Genomic DNA, 16971 nt, shown 5'->3' on the forward strand with positions numbered 1-16971 from the left:
GGGCGCGTCAGAACACGAACCGCACGCCCGCACCGGCGTGGAAGCCGCTGTAATCGCGCCCTCCGTTCTGGGTGCGGTAACCGATGTCTGCGGTGATGCCGGTGCTGCTGTTGAGCCTGTGCCGGCCAGACAGTCCGACGCGGTAATATCGGTCTGTCCGGTCGATCTCGCGATAATTGTCCTGCGTCGATGATGCGCTCGCCTCGATCAGCGTGCGGTCTCCGAGCGAGTGTTGCACGCCAAGGCGGAATTCGCTGCGGACGATGGCTGGCGTGTCGTTGCGCGGGCTGGGATCGACGTTGCGCGACACTTCCGCGCGCAATTTCCACGTCCGGCGCGGCAGCCAGTCGGCAGACAGGCGATAGTTGATCGCCTTGACGGCATCGAACTGCGGATTGTCGAAAGTCTGCTTAAGATAGCCTGCGCCCACTTCGAAATTCAGCGCCGCGCTCGGCTGCAACTGCACGCCGGCGAGCGCCGACCAGCCGCTGGAATCGCGCGTACTGGAGGCGGTGGTGCGATAGTCGACCTCGTTGCCGCCGACCTGCCCGAACAGGTTGAGCCCTTCCTGCAGGCGATAGCTGGTGCGAAAGTTTAGCTGGCGCACCGTCACGTCGCGGTCGCCGAGGAACACGGGCGCGCCGCCCAGCGTGGCATCGTCGTAGTTGAGGGTCGTGACCCTTCCGTCGAGCGCGAGGCCGAGCTGTGCGCGGAAGCGCGAGACCGCGAGGGCGACGTATTTGCGGTCGAACGCAATCGGTTCGTCGCTGAAGAACTGGTCGCCCGCCGAGCCGCGCTGTTCGGTAAGGCTCGCGTATCCGGCCTGCGCCGTCACGTCGATCTGCTCGCCAAGGTCGAGCCGGACCGTGCTGTCGAGGTGGAAGGTCTCCGCATCCTCGTCCGTGTTGTCGGCGTATTTGCGCAGTTCCGCGCCCGCCCGGAGTTCCACCGAATGGCGCGCGAAGTCGGAGGCGAGCAGGGCTTCCGGGCGCGCTCGCAGGATACCGTCGGAGCGTTCGTCCGTGTCGGTATTGTAGACGTTGGTGTCGTAGACCGCGTCAATCGTGATCGTGGGATAGAGGACGAGGTAAGGGGCCAGCCGCGCGCCGTTTCCCTGCTCCGGCTCGAACAGCTCGGTCGGCGTTCCCGGACGCTCGATGGCCTGCGCGGCAGCTGGTCTGGCGAGCAAGGCGGCAAGGGCAAATCCGATGACGAGCGTCAGCGAGTCGTGGCGCGAGGATATATGCAGGCTCCCCGAAAGTCGGATCGCGGGCGCACGGATACGCTCCGTCCTGCCTTCCTGTGCGAGCGCGGCGAGTACCACGGGGCCATCGCGCACAATGCCGGAGGCCGCCCGCAGCGGTCCGAAGGAGCGTTTCGACACGGGAACCGCCGCGCGGCTTCCCGCGTTTTTGCTGCGTCCTGCCGCATGAGATGTGCACCGCGCGAAGCTCACGGCTAGATAGTCCGGCTAACATAGAGAAAAAGCGGGTAGCGCCAGAGTGTACGATATGACCAAACGCCCGGAGTGTCCCGATACTCCACGCACGCGCCGCGGATTTGCGCTCGGCCTGCTGGTCGCCGCTCCGCTGGCCATCGCGTGTTGGGCCGCGCTCGCCTACTGGCTGGCCGCCTGACGCAGGGCGCGCGCGGCATCATACCGCCCCCTTCGCGAACAGCACTGCCGGCACGGTCGCGACGACGATATAGCAATCCAGCGCAAGCGAACGGCGGCGGACATACAGCACGTCGGCCGCCACGCGGCGCCGGTACGTCGTGCTGCTCCGCCCCGAAATCTGCCACATTCCGGTCAGCCCCGGCCTCACGCTGAGATAGTGCCGCAGATAACGCCCGTAGCACGGCAGCTCCGACGCGATGATCGGGCGCGGGCCCACCAGGTTGATGTCGCCGGCCACCACGTTGACGAGCTGCGGCAGTTCGTCGAGGCTGCTTAGGCGGAGGAAGTGGCCGATCGGCGTGATGCGCGGATCGTCTTCGAGTTTGCGGGTCGCTTCCCATTCCGCGCGCAGGACGGGATCCTGTGCGAGGAGTTCCACCAGCCGCGCCTCCGCATCCACCCGCATCGTGCGGAATTTCAGGCAATCGAACGGCTTGCCGTCCTTCCCAACACGCTTCTGGCGATAGAACACCGGGCCGGGATCGGTCAGCGCAACCAGCGCCGCGACGATCAGTAGGACCGGCGCCAGGAAGACAAGCAGCAGCAGGGCAATGATGGCGTGAATTGCGCGCTTGCGGGTGGCGGCGGCAGTGCGGACCGGTGGTGGAGCTACCTCCGCCTCGGCCCGGATCAGCGCGAGTTCGGCCTGACTGGAATGTCGGCCGCAAGGGGTGACGAACATCAGCGGAGCGGCACCGGGCTCCGTTTCGCGCTCGACAAATCCCCTGTCGTCTTCCTTCAATATTTCCACGCTGGTCGATCCATCCGATCTGGTATCGCAGCCCCTTCCGGCACGCGCCGACAGTGACCCCTTACGGTGTGAATCATCGCGGAAAACGCTCGCGGCTCAACCGGGCATTGGGCGTAAGTGCGACCTATTCAGAAGAGCTATCGGCCCCGGCGATTCCGCGCCCTGGTTACGCAAGGTGATAATATCCAGCCCTGCGCCGGTTACGCTATTCCTTGCCCCGTCAACTCGCCCGCGGCCGCTTGCCGTGGTGGATGCAAGGAGTGGGAGTGGCATGATGCGCGGACAATTCTGGCACCATACCGGACGTCTTGTGGGGGTGGTTGCGGCACTCGCCCTTGCAGTCGGCAGCAGCGCCGCCGCCGCGGGGAGCCGCGAGCCCACGCTGGAGCCGCAGGCTCTCAACGGCCAGCTGGTCGCCGGATACCGCGTCGCTTCCGGCGACAAGCTGCGGGTCACCGTGTTCGACGAACCCAGCCTCAGCGGCGATTACCAGATCAGCACCGACGGCGACCTGTCGTTGCCGCTGCTCGAATCCATCCGGGCGGACGGTCACGTCACGAGCTCGCTCGCTGAAGCCATCGCGCAGCGCCTTCAGGCAGGCGGATACGTGCTGGTGCCGCGCGTTTCGGTGGAGGTGATCGAGCATCGCCCGTTCTATATCCTGGGCGAGGTGAACGAACCGGGCGAATACGCCTACTCGGGCGATCTGACGCTAAGCCAGGCGGTGGCCAAGGCGGGCGGCTTCACGCCCCGCGCGAACAAGAAGATCATCCTGCTGGAACGCCAGCGCACAGGGCAGCGGGTGCGGGTGAAGCTGGGCGATGCGCAGCTGCTGATCGCGCCGGGCGATACTATCACCGTGCGCGAGGCCTTTTTCTGAAAGCTATACCTTGGGAGTATTGGGCGGCTATCCCTTAGGTGTAGGGCCAGCAAAGATTATTTAGCACCAATCTGCGACGCAATGGAAACGCCCCTTGCGATGTTTTCCCCGCTTATAATACTGTATTAACCACATCGTCACCGAGTCGCGATTCCCTCGCACGCACGCAATGTCCGGCGAGGGTAGAACAGAACAGGCGGTTTTTGTTTCGCGATTTTGGGGCATGAAAAATGACGGACATGGTTTGCTTGGCGAGCCCGAACGACCTTATTCGTGAAGGTCTTACCGCGATTTTGGTTGGCGCGGGCTTTGATGTCGTCGGCGCTGCGGACAAGGCAGTTTCGCTGAATATCTCCGAAGATGAGAGCCGCGTGCTCATCGTCATCGATCACTTTTCACCGCAGGAACTGGTGCGTTCGACGGAGGCGATCCTGAGCGCGCACGATAATGTGGACGTCGTCATCGTGACCGACGAATTCGATCTCGCGGCGACGCTCGATTGTTTCCACGCCGGCGCGCGGGGCGTGATCGTGCGGAGTACGAGCTCCAAGCCGCTCGTCACGGCATTGCGGCTGGTGGCGCTGGGCGAGAAGGTCTTCCCTTCGCAGATGCTGGAGATGCTCGACTGGAATTCGCCCGCGCAGGGCCGACCGCAGCAGGTCGAGACAGAGATCGCCAACGCCAATCTCTCTCCGCGCGAACTGGAGGTGCTTTGTTGCCTGATGGCCGGCTATCCCAACAAGCTGATCGCGCGCGAACTCGACGTCTGCGAAGCGACTGTGAAGGTTCACGTGAAGGCGATCCTCAGGAAACTGAACGTGCGCAACCGGACCCAGGCAGCGATCTGGGCCAGCGCGCATCATCTTTCGGGCAATGAAGAGGTAGCGGCGCACGCCTGACTGCGGCCGCGCGGGGGCACCCCAAGCTACCCCTTTTGAGACAGCGCCCGGACGGCGAATTGATGGGTTGTCTGACGATTTCGACGACGGGTGGGCATGACGACGAACATCTCTCAGGCGCATCTGCGCGACCCCTTTTCAGAGCCTTTGCTGAAGGTTGCCATGACCCCCGGCAGCGCGCCGCGACGCGGGGGATTGCCGCAGGTTTATGACGGCTTCGATCACGACCTCTTCGTGGAGAATGCAAAGGCGATCTGGGCCCGTTTGCCGCGCCATGGCGGCCTTCCACGGCTGGAGACGCTGAAGGCCGAATTGCTGCCCCTCTATCGCGCCCATAGCGTGCTGCTGTCCTTCTCCGACGGCCAGCTTCACTCGCGCATCGTCTACCTGGGCCATTACGTCGCAGAGATGGCGGGCATTGAGGATCGCGGCACCGTTCACGATCTTTCCGACTTCGACGGCGCTTCTGTGCTGGGCGAACTGGCCCGGCAGTGCGAGCAGGTTCGGAGCGATTCCCAACCGCTCGAACTCCAAAAGATTACTGCCAGCGGGCCGGAAGGCGAACTGGTCTTCCGCGGCATCCTGCTGCCCTTCTGCGATCGGCTCGGCAGCAACGTCCACATCTTCGCCGTGCTCGACGGTGAGGACCGGGCAGCCCCGGACACCAGCGTCTTCGACCTGACGGCGGAGCATCTCGCACACGATCCGGTCGCAATCCTCGATCTGGAACTTGGGCAAATGGCTGCAGCGGCGGAAGCCCGCGCGGTGCCGCCTGCCGGCAGTCTGAACGACGCGCTGGAGCGCGCGCGTGCGCTGGCAGACCACGCGCTCGCCTATGACAAGCGCTCGCGCAAGGCGCTCTATGCCGCCATCGCCAAGGCGTATGACTTCGCTTTGTTGGCGCTGGGCGATCCCGACCGCCTGACCGCCATCGCGCAGGAAGCCGGCATAACGTTTCAGGCACGTGCGCCGATGACGCCGGTCGTGAAACTGGTGTTCGGCAGCGCTTTCGACCGCACGCGGGTGACCGAATACGCCACCGTGCTCGCACACGCGGCGCATTGCGGGGTAGAGGAGGGCGGGCTGAGCGCCTTCATCGAAACGGCAGAAGGCGGTATCAAGGGCATCGTCGCCGAAGCACGTGCCCTGCGCCGCGCCGGAAAGCGCGAGCCCGGCCAACGCAAGCTCGCCGCCGCGACCGTGCGGAAATTGCGGGACCTTCCGACACGCCCCCTGACCGAAGCGCATCTCGGCAGCGGCGAATTCGGCCTCGTCCTCGTTCGGCAGGACCGAAGCGGAAAGGTCATCATGGTAGGCGAGGTCTGCGAAAACCCCGCCCTGATCGAAAAGCTGAGCCGCGAGCAGGAGCTTGCGCGGCGCTACGAGATCATTTCAACGAACAATGGCCGGGGAAATGGTGGGCGCGGCAAGGATTGAACTTGCGACCCCACCCGTGTGAAGGATGGGAATAACGCAAATCTGTGGTTTCTGAGAATCATAAAACCTAATAAAACCAATGTTTGATGCCCGTCGGTGTTCGCCGCTGTCCACTCAAGTTTTTCATGTTTTTTTCATGGATTTTAGGATAGCGCATGCTGATGCCAGACTTGAGCCGCATCGGGGATCGTGAAAGATTGAAGCCGAAATCAGGTGACGAGCCGCACTGGCATCGTCTGCGCCAAGGGGTCTATCTCGGCTATCGGCCATCGAAGAAGGCCGACGGCGGCACGTGGTTCGCCAGATTCTACGACGCTGACACCAATCGCAACAAGCGCAAGCGGCTCGGCGATTACGGCACGCTTACCGGTCATGACGTGTTCAAGCAGGCCAAGACCGACGCTGAGGCGTGGGCGGCAACTGTAGAGTCCGGCGGCGAACGCGCCCGCGATATGGTGACGGTGAAGGATGCCTGTCTCGCCTATCTGGAGGACAAGCCCAATTCCATCGCTGAAGGTGTGTTCCGGAGACATGTCTACGATGATCCCATCGCCAAGGTGAAGCTCGACAAGCTTCGGCGGCACCACTTGCGCAGCTGGCGCAAGCGGCTGGAAAAGGCACCCGCCCTGTTGTCCCGGACCAAGGAAGGAGAGAAGCGCTGTAAGGAACGAGCCAAGTCGACAGTGAACCGCGACATGGTGCCATTGCGCGCGGCGCTGGGTCGCGTCCTCACGCCCGGTGCCCCCAATACCGATGCAGCATGGCAGGAGGCGCTCAAGCCCTTCAAGGGTGCCGACAAGCGCCGAGAACTTTATTTGGACAAGACTGAGCGCAAGAGACTGATCGATACCGCCTGCGCGGAAGTGCGGCCGTTTCTAAGGGCGCTATGTCTCCTGCCATTGCGTCCCGGCTCGCTTGCAGGCCTTGTCGCGCGTGATTTTGACAAGCGCACCCGGACACTAACAATAGGCAAGGACAAGAACGGCAGCCCGCGGCAAATTTCGTTACCACAAATGATCGCCGATTTCCTTGCCGCTCAGGCGAAGGGTAAATTGCCAACCGCGCCGGTCTTTGCTCGGCACTCGGGGGACGTTTGGAACAAGGATACTTGGAAACACCCAATCAAGGATGCTGTACGGGAAGCCAGCTTACCAGATGCCGTGTCCGCTTACACATTACGCCATAGCGTTATCACGGACCTTGTACGCGTGCGCTTGCCGATCCTGACAGTTGCCCAATTGTCCGGGACAAGTGTCGCGATGATCGAGAAGCACTATGGCCATCTTGTGCGCGACGATGCCGAAGACGCGCTGGCGACCTTAATGCTCTAGAATGAGGTCAGCCGATGAGATTTTAGGCAGCATCAGTAAACTGGTCTGGGAGAGAGGATTCGAACCCGGAATAGCTCTCAACCGCAACCGCAGACTTCCGCGGATTTTTGCAGAATTGCAGAAACTTTGTGCTCGGGCTGTGTGTGGGTGCCCAGTGCATGTATATGGAAGTCCACAACGGGGGGCAGGCTTGTCCAATTTTTTCAAAATGGCCTCGCCCACGATTGCGTTGGACGCAACGGCAGCTTCGCGCCCTAATGTCGGCCATTCCATTGCTTCGCTGGGTCACCCATAAGCAGACGGTCATCAAGGTCTCACATGACGCTTTGGCGCCCTAGGCTGCCGATGATTTGGCACTCACCGATCTTATCCGCCTGGCAGGACCGTAACATCTGTCCCAGCTCGTCTCGTAGCGCCATTAGATCGGCGATCTTGCGCTCAACCTCGGTCAGCTGCAGCTGAACCAGTCGATCAACATCCTGACACGGGTTGTTCTCATGGTTGGAGAGCGCGAGAAGTTCTCGCACCTGCGCCATGCTGAAGCCGAGCTGGCGCGCGCGGCGAACGAATGTGAGCGCTGCCAAGTGATTGTCCGAATAGTCGCGGTAATTGCTGTCCGTGCGATCCGCAGCAGGCAAGATGCCTTCTCGTTCATAATAGCGGATCGTCTCCGCCTTTGTGCCGGTGGCTTTTGCAAGTTCTCCGATACGCATCGCTTGACCTTGTAGTTGCTACAAGGTGCATATGTTCTTGCGACTCGAACGTTGCAAGGAGAGTGGCATGGCGAAGTCCTGCTGCCAGACACCGGAGCCTGATGCCGCCGCGCACAACGATCCTCGCTGGCGCCGCGTCCTGTGGATCGCGCTTACCGTCAATGCAGCCATGTTCGTGGTGGAAATGGTGGCTGGTGTCGCTGCTGATTCCCGTTCGCTCCAGGCCGATGCGCTCGATTTCTTCGGCGATGCCGCAAACTATGCGATCAGTCTTGGCGTCGCCGGGATGGCGCTCGCATGGCGGGCCAGAGCTGCCTTGGTAAAGGCTACGTCCATGCTCGCCTTTGGCATCTGGGTGATCGGCTATGCGATCTATGGATTGATGGAGGGTGCCAATCCGGAGCCGGCTACAATGGGAGTGGTCGGCACGCTGGCTCTGACGACTAATGTGATCGTCGCGCTCATGCTCTTCCGTTTCCGAAAAGGCGATGCGAACATGCGATCGGTATGGATTTGCTCCCGCAACGACGCGATCGGTAATATTGCGGTTCTCGGCGCCGCCCTCGGCGTGTTCGGAACGGGCGACGCGTGGCCCGACCTGCTCGTCGCCTCGATCATGGCCGGACTAGCCCTGTGGGGCAGTGCGGAGGTGTTCGGCCAGGCACGCCAGGAGCTGTCCCATGGATAGCAATACCATTCCCAGCAGGGATGCATTTCTCGCAGAAGAATACCGACGCGCAGCGAAGGCTACGGACGAGCAGAATTTCGAGGAAGCCTGGCACCATCTCGAACGGGCCCACGTAGTTGCTCAGGACCGCTTGGGACCGCACTGCGTCTCGCATTGGCGTATGCTGGAGCTTGCGTGGAGAACGCGTGATTGGCGCGAACTTCTAGGTCAGATATTCCGACTTTCCCTTGCCCCCATAGGCAACATCACCAGGAGACTTCCAATAGGAAACAGTGGTCGTTCGAATGTAAGCGCATTCGCTCGGTTGGAAATAGAACCGGAGATCAGTCGTGTGCTTGGTCAATCGCCAGTTCAAGATGTTCGTGGCTCGAAGTAGATCGATGGTTTTGTTATGAAATCACATTCCGTCTCGCGAGATAGTTCTTTCGCAGCCGAGCCTCCGCTGCTACCGGACGCGCGATGACCCGGCTCTTCGCCCGCTCCCTTTTGCTACAGCTCATCACGCTGTGCACCGCATTCGGTGTCCTGTGGGCTCCGGTGGCGGAAGCGGCCGAATGCGCGGGAGAGCCTCCGGTAGCATCCCAACTCGAGCAGCACGACGAGCCCGGCGATGATGACCGTGGCCCGGAGAAGCACGGCGCATGTGCGCATGGCCATTGTCATCATGCTTCGCAGGCCGTCGGACGGTCGTCTGACGCCGTCACCTTGGGCTCGGTGATGAGTGCCCTGCGCGCTGGCGACCAGCCCTCTTTTGCGTCCAATCTGACCGAACTGGCAACGCCCCCTCCTCGCGGCTGACGTTCGCCGCGCGTCGGACCTGTTTTCCGACGCTGACTGAACGTCACCAGAGGAATACCCATCAATGTTCGCCATATCGTGGCGAGCAGCCCCCGTCTGGGGGCTGATACTCGCCCTGTCCACGGGACCTGCCAGCGCGCAGGACCCGCGTGTCGTCACGCTCGACGACGCCCTCGAACTCAGCGGGGTCGCCGCTGAGGCCGATACCGCCACCACCAACCCTCGCCTCGTGGGTCCCCGCGCGGAATCCGAGGCGGCAGCGGCGCTTGTCGATCAGGCTCGCCTCCGGCCTAATCCCGAAGTGTCCTTCGAGGTCGAGAACCTCGCTGGCAGCGGGGCTTTTTCCGGCCTTCAGGCGACCGAGTATACACTCTCTGTAGGACAGCGTCTCGAACTAGGCGGCAAACGCTCCGCCCGTGTCAGTGCGGCTGAAGCCCAGGCGGGACTCGCATCCCTCAGGGCCGATCTGACCACGGTCGAACTCGGCCAACTGGTGCGCGAGCGATACCTCACGGCTGTTGCCGCAGCTGCCAGGGTCGAACTTGCGCAGGATGTGGTCGCGCGCAATGAAGAACTGGCGCGTATAGCTGGCGTCCTTGTGGAAGTCGGCCGCGAGCCGCCTCTGCGCGCGCTGAGAGCGGATGCAGCCCTCGCCGAAGCGCGCGCACATCTGGTCGAGGCCGAGGCGGAGAGCCTGTCGGCTCGAACAGCGCTTGCAACTCTATGGGCCGGCGGCGAAGCGCCGCTCGTTCCGGCGCAATTTCCGGATATACTTCCGCCTGCTTCGCTGATGTCCGAGGCGCAGGAAAGCCTCACCTATAGGGTCGCGCGAGCCGAGAGCACTGCGGCTGCGGCGGAGATCGAGCGGCAGCGAAGTTTGCGTATTCCCGATCCGACGGTCTCTGCGGGCGTGCGGCGCTTCGGGGAAAGCGGCGACAATGCTTTCCTTGTCGGCGTATCAATCCCCCTTCCTTTTCGCGACCGGAACCAGGGCAACATCGCCGCTGCCGAGGCTCGGTTGCGGGCAGCGAATGCCCGCGAAGCGGTGGCTCTCGCGGATTACGAGCAGGCGGTCGCCACGGCCCGGGCAAGGTATCTTGGTGCCGAAGCGCGCGTCGAGACCCTTTCACAGACATCGCTCCCGCAGGCGGAGGAGGCGCTGCGCCTCGTTCGCATCGGATATCGCAACGGACGTTTTCCCCTGATCGAAGTTCTCGCAGCCGCAGAGGCACGCGACACGATCCGCGAAGCGCTCATCGCCGCCCGCGAGCAGAGGGGCCTGGCCGCAGCCGAACTGATCGGGCTGGCCGCACAATGAAGGATACATCAATGACACGCAAAAAACTGGCGATCCTCGTCGGTATCGTGATCGCGGTTGGCGCTATGGCGCTGATATTCTGGCCAACTTCCGAAGTCGACGACCATGCACAGGAGGAATCGGCGACCGAGACACCTGAAGGGGTGATCACGCTTAACGAAGAGCAAATTGGCGAGGCCGGGATAGAGCTGGCCGCCGTCCGGTCTGGAGCCGCTGTCGAGCTCGTTTTTCCGGCGACTGTCGCGGCGAGCCCGACTGCATCCGCTCGTATCGACGCCCGCGCCTCGGGGGTCGTCCGCTCCGTCGGCAAGACGCTGGGCGACTATGTGTCGCGCGGCGAGACCGTCGCCCGCATCGAAAGCGCGGACGCTGCGGCTCTCGCCTCGCAGCTCAGTGCCGCGCGTGCGCGGGTGGGCGAGCTGTCGGCCGCCTACGAACGCGAACGGCGGTTGTTTGAAGCAAACGTCACCGCCCGCCAGGACCTTGAAGCCGCGCAGGCCAATCTCAGCGTAGCGCGTTCGGAATTGCAACGGGCGCAGGCGGCAGTAGCAGCAGCCGGTGTCAGCGGCGACGGGCGTTCGCTGGCAGTCACCTCACCCCTCGCTGGCAGGATCACCGCGGCACCGATTGTGCTGGGGGCCTTCGTGGATGCCGGCGAAGAACTCTACCGCGTGGTCGATCCCAATGGACTCCAGATCGAGGTGGCACTGCCTTCGGCTGAAGCCTCACGCATCCAACCTGGTGACGAGGCGGTGCTGGTCGTCGGCGATGGCCGCGAAATCGGCGCCCGGGTTCGTTCGGTCACGCCTTCTCTCGATCCGGAAAGCCGCAGTGCCACTGCGGTCCTGTCGTTGTCGCGCGGTGTTCCTGGCCTTCAGCCGGGCGCGTTTCTCCAGGCGCGGATCAGACCTTCGGGTGAGATCGACCGCGACCGCATCGCGGTGCCGGAAGACGCCATCCAGGTGGTCGAGGGGCGCGATGTCGTCTTTGTCCGGACGAAGACCGGGTTCCAGGTCCGCGAGGTCCAAGTCGGAACTCGGTCTGCGGGCATGGTGACAATTCTCTCCGGCCTCCGGGAGGGATGGCGGATCGCTGTCGCCAACGCCTTCCTGCTCAAGGCCGAACTCGGGAAGGAGGGCGCCGAACATGGTCACTGAGACACGGCCCACGCCCGAGGTGGGAAACCACACCGGTTCGGCCAGCCATCGCCACGGTTTGATCGGGGCCATCCTCGACATCGCCGTGCGGTTCCGCTGGGCGGTCATCGTCCTCACCGTCTTCGCCGCGATCTACGGCGCCATGAACCTTTTGCGCCTGCCGATCGATGCGGTGCCGGACATCACCAACACGCAGGTGCAGATCAACACCAGCGCGCCCGCGCTCTCCCCGTCGCAGGTGGAGACGCAGGTGACATTTCCCATCGAGACCGGGCTTGCCGGGATCGAGGGGCTCGAGAAGACCCGCTCGATCTCGCGCAACGGCTTCAGCCAGGTCACGGCGATCTTCGAAGAAGGCACCGATATCTACTTCGCACGCAGCCAGGTGAACGAACGGCTCGCCCCGATCGGCGCCTCCCTGCCGGAAGGCGCCGAGCCTACGATGGGGCCGATCTCGACGGGCCTGGGCGAAGTGCTCATGTATACGATCGAATACGAGTATCCGGGAGGTCGCGATGCGCCCAAGGGTGGTCGAACCGGCTGGCAGGCGGACGGGAGCTTCATCACCGAACCCGGCGAGCGCCTCGGTACCGAAGTCGCCAAGGCAGCCTATCTTCGCACGGTGCAGGACTGGGTGGTGGCTCCGCTCATGCGCTCCATCGACGGGGTGGCGGGCGTGGACTCGATCGGTGGCTACGAGAAGCAGTTCCTCGTCCAGCCCGATCCCGCCCGGCTGACCGGCTATGGCCTCTCGTTCAATTCGCTCATCGAGGCACTGGAGGCCGCCAACCTCGCCGAAGGCGCAAACTTCGTCGATCGTGCAGGAGAGGCTCTGCTCGTCCGCGTCGATGCGCGGCTTGGGGGCACACAGGACATCGAACAGGCAGTGGTCGCGACCCGCGAGGGCGTTCCTATCCGGATCGGAGATGTCGCCTCGGTTCGCATCGGCGGCGACCTCAGAACCGGTGCTGCCTCGCTCAATGGCGAGGAAGCGGTCGTTGGCACGGTCCTGATGCGCAGCGGCGAGAACAGCCGCACCGTGGCTGCCGCCTCGGCCGAGCGACTGGAAGAAGTCCGCGCCTCGCTCCCTGACGGAGTGGTCGCCGAGATCGTCTACAACCGCTCGTCGCTCGTCGATGCGACCATTGCCACGGTCGAAAAGAACCTCGTCGAGGGCGCTCTTCTGGTGATCGCCGTCCTGTTCCTGATGCTCGGCAATATCCGGGCAGCGATCATCGCCGCATTGGTCATTCCGATATCCATGCTGATGGCAGCGGTGGGAATGAATAGGCTTGGTGTCTCGGGCAACCTGATGAGCCTCGGGGCACTGGACTTCGGACTAATCGTCGATGGCGCAGTCATAATCGTTGAGAACAGCGTCGCGCGGCTCGCTGCGAGGCAGCACCGCGAAGGTAGATTGCTCAGCCTCGACGAACGACTGACGGAGACACGGCTGGCTGCGCAAGAGATGATCAGGCCGACCGTCTACGGTCAGGCGATCATCCTCTTGGTCTATGCGCCGCTTCTCACCTTCACGGGGGTCGAGGGCAAGACGTTCTCGCCAATGGCCATCACGGTCATGCTGGCACTCGCCTCCGCCTTCGTGCTGTCCCTGACCTTTGTCCCGGCGATGATCGCGGTGCTCCTCAATCGCAAGCTGACCGAGAAGGACGTCAAGCCGGTCCGGATCGCGAAGGAACGCTATGGCCCGGCCCTGCGCCGTACCATCGCACGCCCATGGCCGGTGATCGGGGCGGGTGCCGGGATGTTTGCCGTAGCAGCTTTGATGTTTACCTTTCTCGGCAGCGAGTTCACGCCGCAGCTCGACGAGCGGGACATCGCGGTTCAGTCGCTGCGGATACCGTCGACCTCGCTCGAACGCTCGCTCGCCATGCAGAGACAGGTGGAGGACAAGCTCGAGGCTTTCCCACAAGTAGAACTGGTTTTCTCGCGCACCGGCACGGCCGAGGTCGCGAGCGATCCGATGCCGCCGAACGCGTCCGATGCCTACGTCATCCTGAAGCCGCGCGAAGAGTGGCCCGATCCCGACCTGTCGAAGGACGAACTCGTCGCCGAGATGGAGGAATCGCTCAGCGGTCTGGTCGGCAACCTCTACGAGTTCAGCCAACCCATCGAACTGCGCTTCAACGAGCTGATCGCGGGTGTTCGTGGCGACGTAGCGGTCAAGCTCTACGGAGACGACCTCACGGCGCTGACCCGGTCAGCCGGAGAAGTGGCCGGGGTGCTTCGCGGCGTCGAGGGTGCTGCCGACGTCAAGGTCCAGCAGGTCACCGGCTTCCCCACGCTCGACATCGCCTTCGATCGACCGACGATTGCCCGCTATGGTCTGACCGTGGAGGAGGTCGCGCAGTCCGTGGCCATCGCGCTGGGCGGCAGGCCTGCGGGACTGGTGTTCGAAGGCGATCGCCGGTTCGATGTGGTCGTGCGCCTGCCGGATGCCACGCGCAACGATTTCGACCAGCTCGGCGCCTTGCCGGTGCTGCTCGACAACGGCGTGAGCGTGCCCTTGCGACAGCTTGCCAGCTTCCGCGTGGTGGATGGGCTGGCCGAGGTGCGGCGTGAGCAGGGGCGGCGGCTAGTGATCGTCAGCGCCAATGTGCGCGAGCGCGATCTGGGCTCTTTCGTGGAGGAAGCGCAGGGCAAGGTGGCCGAAGGCGTCACCCTGCCCCCGGCCTCCTTCATCGAATGGGGCGGTCAGTACCAGAACCTACAGGAGGCGCAGGCGCGGCTCTCGCTGGTGGTGCCGCTGTGCTTCGCGCTGGTGCTGCTGCTGCTGTTCATGGCGCTGGGCGGCTGGGTTCCCGCGCTGGCGGTGTTCAGTGCCATTCCGATGGCGCTGGCGGGCGGCGTGTTTGCCCTTGCCTTACGGGGGATGCCGTTCTCGGTTTCGGCGGCGGTCGGCTTCATCGCCCTGTCGGGTGTGGCGGTGCTCAACGGGCTCGTGATGATGACGGCGATCCGACAGCGTTTGGCCGATGGCCTGCCGCTGGAGGAGGCGATCGCCGACGGCGCGCTCGCCCGGCTGAGGCCGGTGCTGATGACCGCGCTGGTCGCCTCGCTCGGCTTCGTGCCGATGGCGATTGCGACCGGCACGGGTGCGGAGGTGCAACGCCCGCTCGCCACCGTGGTCATCGGCGGGCTCATCACCGCCACCGCGCTCACCCTGTTCGTGCTGCCCGCCATCGCCCGGCTGGTGCTGCGCGGGCGGGACGACATTCCCGAAACAGAAACTGCTATCGAAGGAGCACCGCAACATGGCGGATGATCATAACCACACCGACGGGCACAACCACGCCCATGGGGACGCCAAACTGTTTGGCGTGCCGCTAGAACTGGCCTTCGCGATCCTGTCCGGCGTGACGCTGGCGGCAGGCTTCGCTGTGGAGAAGCTGGTTCCCTCGGCGTCCGACTGGCTCCCGCTGGCGGGCTATGTCGCGGCCTATTTCTTCGGCGGGTTTTTTACCCTGCGCGAAGCGGTGCAGAACGCGCTGGCGCGGCAATTCAAGATCGATTCCCTGATGCTGGTGGCGGCAACCGGGGCCGCGATCCTGGGCGAATTTGCCGAAGGGGCGCTGCTGCTGTTTCTCTTCAGCCTCGGCCACGCGCTGGAAAGCTACGCGATGGGCCGGGCCAAACGGGCGATCGACGCGCTCGCCGAATTGGCCCCCGATCACGCCACCGTCCTGCGCGATGGCACCGCAACCGAGGTGCCGGTCGAAGAGCTGGTCGTCGGCGATGTCGTGCTCGTGCGTCCCAACGAACGGCTGGCGGCGGACGGCTTCGTGATCAAGGGCCGATCAGCGATCGATCAGGCCCCGGTCACGGGCGAGAGCATTCCGGTCGACAAGGCCCCCGTCGCGGATCGCGCGGCGGCCCGGGCGCAGCCGCGGGATTTGAAGAACGAGGAGCGCGTGTTCGCCGGGACGATCAACGGCAGCGGCGCGGTGGAAATCGAAGTCACGCGCATCGCGTCCGAAAGCACGCTTAGCAAGGTCGCCGAGCTGGTCGCCGCGGCCGAGACGGGCCGCTCCCCCACCCAGCGCATGACCGACAAGTTCGAGCGTATCTTCGTGCCCGCCGTGCTGGCGCTGGCCGTGCTGCTGCTGTTTGCGTGGGTGGTGGTGGACGAGCCGTTCCGCGACAGTTTCTATCGCTCGATGGCGGTGCTGGTGGCGGCAAGCCCCTGCGCGCTCGCTATCGCTACGCCCAGCGCGGTGCTCTCGGGCATCGGACGCGCGGCGCGCGGCGGCGTGCTGATCAAGGGCGGCGCGGCGCTGGAAGACCTCGGCACGCTGACGGCAATGGCCTTCGACAAGACCGGCACGCTGACCGAAGGCGAGCCGCGCATCACCGACGTGGTGGCGGTGGACGGCGTTGAAGAGGCCGAACTTCTGCAAGTGGCCATCGCGGTCGAGGCACTGAGCGATCACCCGCTGGCCCAGGCCGTGGTGCGAGACGGTCGTGCACGGCTCGGCGATGCGGCAATCCCTGCGGCGGGTGGGCTCGAAAGCCTGACCGGACGCGGTGTGCGCGCGAGCCTCGAGGGCGAAACCGTGCTGATCGGCAAGGCGGAGATGTTCGGTGCCGATGGCATTGCTCCGCTAAATGAGCAGGCCTCCGCGCTGATCGAGCGCCTGCGCGCCGAGGGCCGCACGACGATGGTGGTGCGCCATGGTGCGCGCGACCTCGGCGTGATCGGCATGATGGACACGCCGCGCGAAGGCGCGCGCGAGGCGCTCGCCGAATTGCGCGCGCTGGGAATCGAGCGGATGGTGATGATCTCGGGCGATCATACCGGCGTCGCCCAGGCCATCGCCCGCGAAGTGGGACTCGACGAGGCACGCGGCGATTTGATGCCGCAGGACAAGGTCGACACCATCGCCGCGCTGAGCGAAGAGGGGATGGTCGCAATGGTCGGCGACGGCGTGAACGACGCCCCCGCGATGGCCAGCGCCACCGTGGGCATCGCGATGGGCGCGGCAGGTTCTGACGTGGCGCTGGAAACCGCCGATGTCGCCCTGATGGCGGACGATCTGCGGCATCTGCCCTTTGCCGTCGGCCTGTCACGCAAGTCACGCGCGATCATCCGCCAGAACGTCTATGTCAGCCTGGGAGTGGTGGCGCTGCTGGTCCCCGCGACGATCTTCGGCCTCGGCATCGGCCCGGCAGTGATCGCGCACGAAGGCTCGACCCTGCTGGTGGTGTTCAACGCGTTGCGCTTGCTGCGATACGAGCGATGACTGCAGAACCGTTTTTGGGGCCCGCAGGCAAACAATCGAATTTTGTCAATGTCGGTTTCG

General features: G+C 64.0%; 15 protein-coding genes. 12 read left to right on the plus strand and 3 right to left on the minus strand.

The window, feature by feature from the left end; translation table 11 throughout:
• Window positions 1-7 precede the first annotated feature (7 nt).
• Window positions 8-1384: an outer membrane beta-barrel protein gene (locus ACXYN8_RS02825; RefSeq protein WP_458887789.1), complete on the minus strand. Its 1377-nt coding sequence runs from the start codon at window positions 1382-1384 to the stop codon at window positions 8-10.
• A 127-nt stretch (window positions 1385-1511) separates the two neighbouring features.
• On the opposite strand from ACXYN8_RS02825, the gene ACXYN8_RS02830 reads away from it, so the two are divergent.
• Window positions 1512-1637 carry a hypothetical protein gene (locus tag ACXYN8_RS02830; RefSeq protein WP_458887790.1) on the plus strand — a complete coding sequence of 42 codons (126 nt, stop codon included), beginning with the start codon at window positions 1512-1514 and terminating at the stop codon, window positions 1635-1637.
• A gap of 18 nt (window positions 1638-1655) precedes the next feature.
• On the opposite strand, the gene ACXYN8_RS02835 is transcribed toward ACXYN8_RS02830, so the two are convergent.
• Window positions 1656-2429, minus strand: coding sequence for a sugar transferase (locus ACXYN8_RS02835; protein WP_458887791.1), 774 nt, complete (start codon window positions 2427-2429; stop codon window positions 1656-1658).
• Window positions 2430-2700: 271 nt separating this feature from the next.
• On the opposite strand from ACXYN8_RS02835, the gene ACXYN8_RS02840 reads away from it, so the two are divergent.
• The 4 genes from ACXYN8_RS02840 to ACXYN8_RS02855 all read left to right on the plus strand — a co-directional run bounded on the left by ACXYN8_RS02840 (window position 2701) and on the right by ACXYN8_RS02855 (window position 6976).
• On the plus strand, window positions 2701-3309 hold the full coding sequence (locus tag ACXYN8_RS02840) for a polysaccharide biosynthesis/export family protein (RefSeq protein WP_458887792.1): 609 nt from the start codon (window positions 2701-2703) through the stop codon (window positions 3307-3309).
• A gap of 248 nt (window positions 3310-3557) precedes the next feature.
• A complete protein-coding gene (locus ACXYN8_RS02845; protein WP_458887793.1) occupies window positions 3558-4208 on the plus strand; it encodes a LuxR C-terminal-related transcriptional regulator in 651 nt (216 codons plus the stop codon).
• Window positions 4209-4304: 96 nt separating this feature from the next.
• Window positions 4305-5645: a hypothetical protein gene (locus tag ACXYN8_RS02850; protein WP_458887794.1), complete on the plus strand. Its 1341-nt coding sequence runs from the start codon at window positions 4305-4307 to the stop codon at window positions 5643-5645.
• A gap of 155 nt (window positions 5646-5800) precedes the next feature.
• Window positions 5801-6976: a tyrosine-type recombinase/integrase gene (locus tag ACXYN8_RS02855; RefSeq protein WP_458887795.1), complete on the plus strand. Its 1176-nt coding sequence runs from the start codon at window positions 5801-5803 to the stop codon at window positions 6974-6976.
• 314 nt (window positions 6977-7290) lie between these two features.
• On the opposite strand, the gene ACXYN8_RS02860 is transcribed toward ACXYN8_RS02855, so the two are convergent.
• Window positions 7291-7689, minus strand: a complete 399-nt coding sequence (locus tag ACXYN8_RS02860; RefSeq protein ID WP_458887796.1) for a MerR family transcriptional regulator — start codon at window positions 7687-7689, stop codon at window positions 7291-7293.
• A gap of 67 nt (window positions 7690-7756) precedes the next feature.
• On the opposite strand from ACXYN8_RS02860, the gene ACXYN8_RS02865 reads away from it, so the two are divergent.
• The 7 genes from ACXYN8_RS02865 (at window position 7757) to ACXYN8_RS02895 (ending at window position 16911) form a co-directional block, all read left to right on the plus strand.
• Window positions 7757-8377 carry a cation transporter gene (locus ACXYN8_RS02865; RefSeq protein WP_458887797.1) on the plus strand — a complete coding sequence of 207 codons (621 nt, stop codon included), beginning with the start codon at window positions 7757-7759 and terminating at the stop codon, window positions 8375-8377.
• A complete protein-coding gene (locus tag ACXYN8_RS02870) occupies window positions 8370-8753 on the plus strand; it encodes a DUF3703 domain-containing protein (protein WP_458887799.1) in 384 nt (127 codons plus the stop codon). The genes ACXYN8_RS02865 and ACXYN8_RS02870 overlap by 8 nt, the downstream gene beginning before the upstream one ends.
• A gap of 83 nt (window positions 8754-8836) precedes the next feature.
• A complete protein-coding gene (locus ACXYN8_RS02875) occupies window positions 8837-9175 on the plus strand; it encodes a hypothetical protein (RefSeq protein ID WP_222553358.1) in 339 nt (112 codons plus the stop codon).
• 64 nt (window positions 9176-9239) lie between these two features.
• Complete coding sequence (locus ACXYN8_RS02880; protein WP_226700164.1) at window positions 9240-10493, plus strand: TolC family protein; 1254 nt, start codon at window positions 9240-9242, stop codon at window positions 10491-10493.
• A gap of 11 nt (window positions 10494-10504) precedes the next feature.
• Window positions 10505-11650 carry an efflux RND transporter periplasmic adaptor subunit gene (locus ACXYN8_RS02885; protein ID WP_458887800.1) on the plus strand — a complete coding sequence of 382 codons (1146 nt, stop codon included), beginning with the start codon at window positions 10505-10507 and terminating at the stop codon, window positions 11648-11650.
• Between the two features lie 58 nt (window positions 11651-11708).
• Window positions 11709-14936, plus strand: a complete 3228-nt coding sequence (locus tag ACXYN8_RS02890) for an efflux RND transporter permease subunit (protein ID WP_458888893.1) — start codon at window positions 11709-11711, stop codon at window positions 14934-14936.
• A complete protein-coding gene (locus tag ACXYN8_RS02895; protein ID WP_458887801.1) occupies window positions 14926-16911 on the plus strand; it encodes a heavy metal translocating P-type ATPase in 1986 nt (661 codons plus the stop codon). Before ACXYN8_RS02890 ends, ACXYN8_RS02895 begins: the two co-directional genes overlap by 11 nt.
• The last annotated feature ends 60 nt before the right edge of the window (window positions 16912-16971 follow it).

It is taken from the genome of Altererythrobacter sp. CAU 1778 (assembly GCF_054482795.1).

Bases quoted from the DNA above. Each gene is read 5' to 3' on its own strand.
- ACXYN8_RS02830 (WP_458887790.1), top strand. From the start codon at position 1,512: ATGACCAAACGCCCGGAGTGTCCCGATACTCCACGCACGCGCCGCGGA.
- ACXYN8_RS02840 (WP_458887792.1), top strand. From the start codon at position 2,701: ATGATGCGCGGACAATTCTGGCACCATACCGGACGTCTTGTGGGGGTG.
- ACXYN8_RS02850 (WP_458887794.1), top strand. From the start codon at position 4,305: ATGACGACGAACATCTCTCAGGCGCATCTGCGCGACCCCTTTTCAGAG.
- ACXYN8_RS02855 (WP_458887795.1), top strand. From the start codon at position 5,801: ATGCTGATGCCAGACTTGAGCCGCATCGGGGATCGTGAAAGATTGAAG.
- ACXYN8_RS02860 (WP_458887796.1), bottom strand. From the start codon at position 7,689: ATGCGTATCGGAGAACTTGCAAAAGCCACCGGCACAAAGGCGGAGACG.
- ACXYN8_RS02865 (WP_458887797.1), top strand. From the start codon at position 7,757: ATGGCGAAGTCCTGCTGCCAGACACCGGAGCCTGATGCCGCCGCGCAC.
- ACXYN8_RS02870 (WP_458887799.1), top strand. From the start codon at position 8,370: ATGGATAGCAATACCATTCCCAGCAGGGATGCATTTCTCGCAGAAGAA.
- ACXYN8_RS02875 (WP_222553358.1), top strand. From the start codon at position 8,837: ATGACCCGGCTCTTCGCCCGCTCCCTTTTGCTACAGCTCATCACGCTG.
- ACXYN8_RS02880 (WP_226700164.1), top strand. From the start codon at position 9,240: ATGTTCGCCATATCGTGGCGAGCAGCCCCCGTCTGGGGGCTGATACTC.
- ACXYN8_RS02885 (WP_458887800.1), top strand. From the start codon at position 10,505: ATGACACGCAAAAAACTGGCGATCCTCGTCGGTATCGTGATCGCGGTT.
- ACXYN8_RS02895 (WP_458887801.1), top strand. From the start codon at position 14,926: ATGGCGGATGATCATAACCACACCGACGGGCACAACCACGCCCATGGG.